Annotated in this window: 4 protein-coding genes and 1 pseudogene; all 5 read left to right on the forward strand. The window is 73.7% G+C overall.

Translation table 11 applies throughout. The features are described 5' to 3' along the window. Nucleotides 1–509 (forward strand): annotated as a pseudogene (locus EIO00_RS24365) (hypothetical protein); the annotation flags it as partial. 90 nt (nucleotides 510–599) lie between these two features. After that, nucleotides 600–878, forward strand: a complete 279-nt coding sequence (locus EIO00_RS23665) for a hypothetical protein (protein WP_140182602.1) — start codon at nucleotides 600–602, stop codon at nucleotides 876–878. Next, nucleotides 871–2,943, forward strand: coding sequence for a bifunctional copper resistance protein CopD/cytochrome c oxidase assembly protein (locus EIO00_RS23670; RefSeq protein WP_140182604.1), 2,073 nt, complete (start codon nucleotides 871–873; stop codon nucleotides 2,941–2,943). Before EIO00_RS23665 ends, EIO00_RS23670 begins: the two co-directional genes overlap by 8 nt. A 102-nt stretch (nucleotides 2,944–3,045) precedes the next feature. Next, nucleotides 3,046–3,984 carry an LLM class F420-dependent oxidoreductase gene (locus EIO00_RS23675; RefSeq protein WP_140182606.1) on the forward strand — a complete coding sequence of 313 codons (939 nt, stop codon included), beginning with the start codon at nucleotides 3,046–3,048 and terminating at the stop codon, nucleotides 3,982–3,984. 146 nt (nucleotides 3,985–4,130) lie between these two features. Then, the gene (locus EIO00_RS23680) at nucleotides 4,131–5,852 is read left to right on the forward strand and encodes a class I adenylate-forming enzyme family protein (RefSeq protein WP_140182608.1); all 1,722 of its coding nucleotides are present in this window, start codon (nucleotides 4,131–4,133) and stop codon (nucleotides 5,850–5,852) included. Nucleotides 5,853–5,992: the final 140 nt, after the last annotated feature.

The following is a 5,992-nucleotide window of genomic DNA, read 5'->3' on the forward strand; positions in this document are numbered from 1 at the left end:
TGGATCTGGAGGACGACCGCCTGGTCAAAGCCCTCCTGGAGAAGGAGGTGGAGCGCTCGGTGAAGCGGGCCTTCGCCGCCTATCCGCCGCCCGGCGGCCCGGGCCCGCAGGGACCGTACGGACCGCCCCCGCAGGGACCCTACGGACCCTACGGTCAGCAGCCCCACGGCCCCCACGGCCAGCCCCCGCACTACCGGCAGGCCGGCCACCCGCACCCGGCGCCCGGCGGTTTCGTCCCCCCGCGCGAGCAGGGCGACTGGTCCGGTGGCGGCGGTGGCGGCGGTTGCTGCTGCGACTGCGGCTGCGGAGGGGGCGGGCACGGCCCCTCGCGGCGGCCCGACCCGCCGATCCCGTGCTTCACCTTCACCCTCACCGCCTGCACCTGCGGGCTCTACCAGCCCCGCTGGAGCAAGTACCACAAGAAGCGCTGGAGCGAGCGCTGCTGGTGCACCCGGCACTGCGACGAATGCGACTGCAACTGCTGCGACTGCTGCGACTGCGACTGCTGAGCCGTCGCACGGTGGTGACGCACGGGGGCGCCGTGCGGGCCGAATAGGGTAGAGGGCGCCCTGTCCCCACTACAGATCGTCATTGCCGCCATGACCAATCCAGCCGGGCGTCTGGGCGCCCTCACCACGGTCCTGCTGCTCTTTGCGGCGGTGTTCGCCGGTCCCGCCGCGGCCCGGGAGCATCCCGCCCCCTCCGTGCGGTCCGCCGTCGTGCGCTCCGTCGCCGACGACGGCCCGCAGGAGGAGACCGAGCGGAAGGAGCTCTCCGGCGCGGCCCGATGGGTGGTGATCGGCAGCGGCCTGCTGATGGGCGTCGGCATCGGCTTCATGGTCGTGTTCCTGCGCAGGGGGTCGTCGTCCGGTGAGTGAGGGCCTGGTCAGGGTGGTCCGCGCCGCCGCGATCGCCGCCGCGGCGGCCGCGGTCGCGCTGGTGGCGGCGATGCTCCTCGGCGGCGCCGCCGCCGAGGAGGTCGTGCCCGGGCTCGGCGACGCGGGCACGGCGACCCGCTGGGGGCTGCCGGTCTCCCGGGTGGTCATGGACATCGCCGCCGCGCTGACCGTGGGGGCGCTGCTCGCCGCGACCTTCCTGCTGCCGCTGGAGGTCGCCGGCGGCCGGGGACGGCTGTCGGCGGACGCCGTCGCCTATCTGCGGGCCGCCTCCTGGCTGGCCGCCCTCTGGTCGGCCGCCGCCGCGGCCGTCATGGTGTTCACCGTCTCCGACGTGCTGGGCGAGCCGGTCGACCTGGTGCTGACCGGCAATCGGCTCAGCACCTACGTGGGAGACCTGCCGCAGGGCACCGCGCTGGTGCTGGTGGTCCTGCTGTCGGTGGTGGTGGCGCTGCTGGCGCGCACCACCGCCACCCCCGGCGGGGCGTTCGGGCTGCTCGCCCTGGCCCTGGTCGCGCTGCTGCCGCCGCCGCTGACCGGCCACGCCGCCTCGGCCGGCAACCATTCGGTGGCGGTCACCGCCCTGGCCGTGCACGTCCTCGCGGTCGCCCTGTGGGTCGGCGGGCTGGCGATGCTCGGCCGGCATGCGCTGAGCGGCGGCGGCCGGCTGGAGACCATGGCCGACCGCTACAGCCGGATGGCGCTGTGGTGCTACATCGCGGTCGGGATCAGCGGGCTGGCCAGCGTGGCGGCCCGGCTGCCCGACCCGATGCAGCTGGTGACCGGCGACTACGGCCGGTTGGCCCTGGGCAAGATCATCGCCTTCGGGGTGCTGGGCTGGTTCGGCTGGTGGCATCGCGAGCGCACGCTGCCCGCCCTGGCCGACCGGCGGCCCGGCGCGTTCGCCCGGCTGGCCACCGTCGAGGTCGCGGTGATGGCCGCGGTGATGGGACTGGCGGTGGCGCTGTCGCGGACCGCGCCCCCTCCGCCGCCCGCCGACCAGGACGCGGCGGAGGTGCTGCTCGGCTTCCCGGTGCCGCCGGAGATCACCCTGGGCCGGGTGGCGACGCTGTGGAAGCTCGACTTCTTCTTCGCCGCCGCGGCGGCGGTGCTCGGCGTCCTGTACGCGGCCGGGGTGATCCGGCTGCGCCGCCGCGGCGACCGCTGGCCGGTCCTGCGCACCGTCTCCTGGGGCATCGGCCTGCTGACCATGCTGCTGGTCACCCAGAGCGGCCTGGCGCGGTACTCGCCGGTGCTGTTCAGCATGCACATGGTCCAGCACATGACGCTGAGCATGCTGACGCCGATCTTCCTGGTGCTGGGCGACCCGATCACGCTGGCGCTGCGGGCGCTCAAGCCCGCCCCCGGACGCGGCGACCGGGGCCCCCGCGAGTGGCTGTTGGTCCTGCTGCACAGCCGCTATGTGGCGGTGATCTCGCATCCGGTGGTGGCCGCCGCGATCTTCGTGGTGACCACGTTCGCGCTGTACTTCACCCCGCTGTTCGAGAACGCGATGCGCGACCACACGGGGCACATCGCGATGGAGATCCACTTCCTGGCGGCCGGGGCGCTGTTCTTCTGGGTGCTGATCGGCTCCGGGCCTCAGCCCCGGCGGATCCCGCACGTCGCCAAGCTGCTGGTGCTGCTGGCCACCATGCCGTTCCACGCCTTCTTCGGGATCGCGCTGATGAACCTGGGCAGGCCGATCGCCGAGGGCTGGTACCGGTCGGTGCATCCGGACTGGGCCGGCTCGATCCTGTCCGACCAGCACGCGGGCGGCGCCATCGCCTGGGGCTTCGGCGAGATCCCCACGTTCATCGTGCTGCTGGCGCTGGTCGGACAGTGGTTCCTGGACGACCAGCGGACCGCCCGCCGCCAGGACCGCCGGGCCGACCGGGCCGCCGCCCGGCGGGAGGAGGACGAGCTGGCCGCCTACAACGCCCACCTGGCCTCCCTGGCCGAACGCGACCGGGCGGCCGGGGCGCGGACCGTCCGGAAGCCCGCCGGGCGGCCCGACGAGGCGCCGGAGACGGCCGAGGGGGGCTGATCCGTCCCCGGACCGGCCGGGCGGGGCGCGCTGTGCTCTGAGCGGATCCGCCGTGGGCGTAAGGCCGCTGACAACGCGCCGCGGGGCGGGGAGGCTGGCGGCATGCGCGACTTCCGATTCGGCTTCAACTTCCTCGACGTCCCCGAGCGCGACGAACTCGTCGCGCGCTGCCGCAGGGCCGAGAGCCTCGGCTACGACACCGTCCTGATGCCCGACCACCTCGGCGGGCCCGCGCCGTTCCCGGCGCTGGTGGCCGCCGCCGAGGCGACCGAGCGGCTGCGGGTCGGCACGCTGGTCCTCAACGTCTGCTTCTGGAACCCCCACCTGCTGGCCCGCGAGGTCGTCACCGTCGACCGGCTCACCGGCGGCCGGCTGGAGCTGGGCCTGGGCGCGGGGCACATGAAGTGGGAGTTCGACGCCGCCGGCCTGCCGTGGGAGCCGTTCGGCGCCCGTGCGGAACGCCTGGAACGGACCGTCGAGGAGCTGGGGCGGCTGTTCGCCGGTCCGGGGTATGCGGAGCTGAAGGCCAAGGCCGAGGCGTTCGGGCTGACGGAGCCCAAGCCGGTGCAGCGGTCCGGCTTCGACGGGTCCGGCCCGCCGCTGCTGATCGGCGGCACCGGTGAGCGGGTGCTGCGGGTCGCGGCCCGGCACGCCGACATCATCGCCTACGGCGGGGCGGTGCAGCTCCCGGGCCGGCCGCCCGGCACGTTCCGGATCGCCACCGCCGCCGAGACCGACGAGCGGGTGGCGTTCGTCCGCGGCCTGCTGGGGGAGCGCGCCGACCGGGTCGAGTCGAGCGTGCTGGTGCAGGCGGTGGTGGTGACCGACGACCGGCGCGGTGCGGCCGAGCGGTTCAGCGCCGAGAAGCTGCCCATGATGACGGCCGATGAGCTGCTGGACTCTCCGTTCCTGCTGATCGGGACGCATGAGCAGATCGCCGAGCAGCTGGTGGAGCGGCGTGAGCGGTACGGGTTCTCCTACATCACCGTGCACGGCCCCTCCATGGAGGCGCTGGGGCCGGTGATCGAGCGCCTGCGCTGACCGCCGGCGTCGTTGCGGGGGATCCGCCCGCCGGAACGGCGGGATCCGGGGATGATCGACCCTTGCGCCGCAGCAACCGAACGCGATTCTATTGGTCCTACCGCTGTGAACGGTGTCACGATCAGGCACTTGGTGAAAGGACGACGATGGGCGCGACGTCTGTGGCCAACCCCGCGCACTGGCCGGCCGGCCTTCCGCGGTCCCTGGACTACCCCGACGTTCCGGTGGGTGCGATCCTCGCCGGGGCCGCCCGCCGCTGGGGCGATCGGACGGCGTTCCACTACGCCGGGCGGGACGTGTCCTTCGCCGAGGTGGCCCGGCAGGCGGCGCGATTCGCGCACGGCCTGCGCGCCCGGGGGATCGGCCGCGGCGACGTGGTGGCCCTGCACCTGCCGAACATCATCCAGTTCCCGATCGCCTACTACGGCACCCTGCTGGCCGGGGCCGTCTTCTCGCCGTGCAACCCGCTGCTGCCGCCCGACGATCTGGCCTTCCAGCTCGAGGACTGCGGTGCGGCGGCGGTGGTGACCCTGGACTTCGTGGCCGGCTCCCTCGCCCAGGTCCTGAACCGCACCAAGGTGCGCACCGTGATCATCGCTCCGCTCGGCGAGGGACCGGCGGACGTGAAGGGATTGTGCGACGGCGCGTTCGCCGAGTGCGGGGTCGACTTCGCCGCGGTCGGCGAGGGCCAGCCGGACACCCTCCCCGAGGTGGACATCGACCCCCGCGCCGACCTGGCCCACATCGCCTACACCGGCGGCACCACCGGCCGCTCCAAGGGAGTGATGATCCCGCACCGCAACGTGGTGGTCTGCTCGCTGCAGTACGCCTGCTGGGGCGCCGGGGCGCTGCCGAAGCCGGACGACGCGGGCGGGCTGACGCTGGAGCAGGTCGGCTCGGAGGAGGAGTACCCGGTCCGGCTGGGCACCGGCGTGCTGGTCAACGTGGCGCCCTGGTTCCACGCCATGGGCACCATCGGCTACCTGAACATACCGATGCTCAACGGCTCCACCGTGGTGGTCCACCCGCGGCTGGACGCCTCGGCGTTCCTGGCCGACATGGAGAGGTTCCGCGCCACCACCCTCGGCGGCGCCCCCGCGCTGTTCTCGGCGCTCATGGCCGACCCGTCGTTCGAGTCGCGGGACCTGTCGTCGGTGCGGGGCATCTCCTCCGGCGCCGCGCCGCTGCCGGTGGAGATGATCAACAAGCTCCGCGAGAAGTTCCCCGACGCCACCCTGGTCGAGGCCTACGGCCTGACCGAGGTCACCATGGGCGTCACCGCCAACCCCCCGCACCGCTCCGGAGAGCGCAAGGCGGGCACCGTCGGCGTTCCGGTCTTCGACACCCAGGTCAAGCTGGTGCCGGCGGACGCCGAGAAGGTCGACGACTCCACCCCCGGCCTGCCGCCCGGGCAGGAGGGCGAGGTCTGCGCCAAGGGCCCGCAGGTCATGGTCGGCTACCTGAACCGCCCGGAGGAGACCGCCGCGGTGCTCAGCGAGGACGGCTGGCTGCGCACCGGCGACATCGGGGTCTTCGACGAGGACGGCTTCCTGTCCATCGTCGACCGCAAGAAGGACATGCTCATCTACAACGGGTACAACGTCTACCCGCGCGAGCTGGAGGAGATCCTCTTCACCCATCCCAAGGTCGCCAACGCGGCCGTGGTGGGCCGTCCCGACCCCAAGGCCGGCGAGCTGCCCACCGCGTTCGTGGTCGCCTCCGGCGAGGTCACCGCCGAGGAGCTGATGGAGTACGTCAACGCCAAGGTCGTCCACTACAAGAAGCTGCGCGAGGTGATCTTCGTCGACGAGATCCCGGTGTCGGCCGCGGGCAAGGTCCTCAAGCGGGAGCTCCGCGAGCGCCTGTGACGTCCCCGTCGGCCGGCCCGGCGTTCGGACCCGGCCGGCCGACGGGAGCGCGTTCCGCGGCGCGGGCGGCCGGTGAGACGGTCGCCGGGGCCGGTGGTCGCCGCGACGGCCGGCCCCGGCGCGGGACCGCGGCGACGCGC

The organism is Thermomonospora catenispora (genome assembly GCF_006363815.1).
Lineage (GTDB): Bacteria > Actinomycetota > Actinomycetes > Streptosporangiales > Streptosporangiaceae > Thermomonospora > Thermomonospora catenispora.

What these genes read in the sequence shown, in the direction of transcription:
- EIO00_RS23680 (WP_140182608.1), top strand. Translation starts at nt 4,131, where the DNA reads ATGGGCGCGACGTCTGTGGCCAACCCCGCGCACTGGCCGGCCGGCCTT.
- EIO00_RS23665 (WP_140182602.1), top strand. Translation starts at nt 600, where the DNA reads ATGACCAATCCAGCCGGGCGTCTGGGCGCCCTCACCACGGTCCTGCTG.
- EIO00_RS23675 (WP_140182606.1), top strand. Translation starts at nt 3,046, where the DNA reads ATGCGCGACTTCCGATTCGGCTTCAACTTCCTCGACGTCCCCGAGCGC.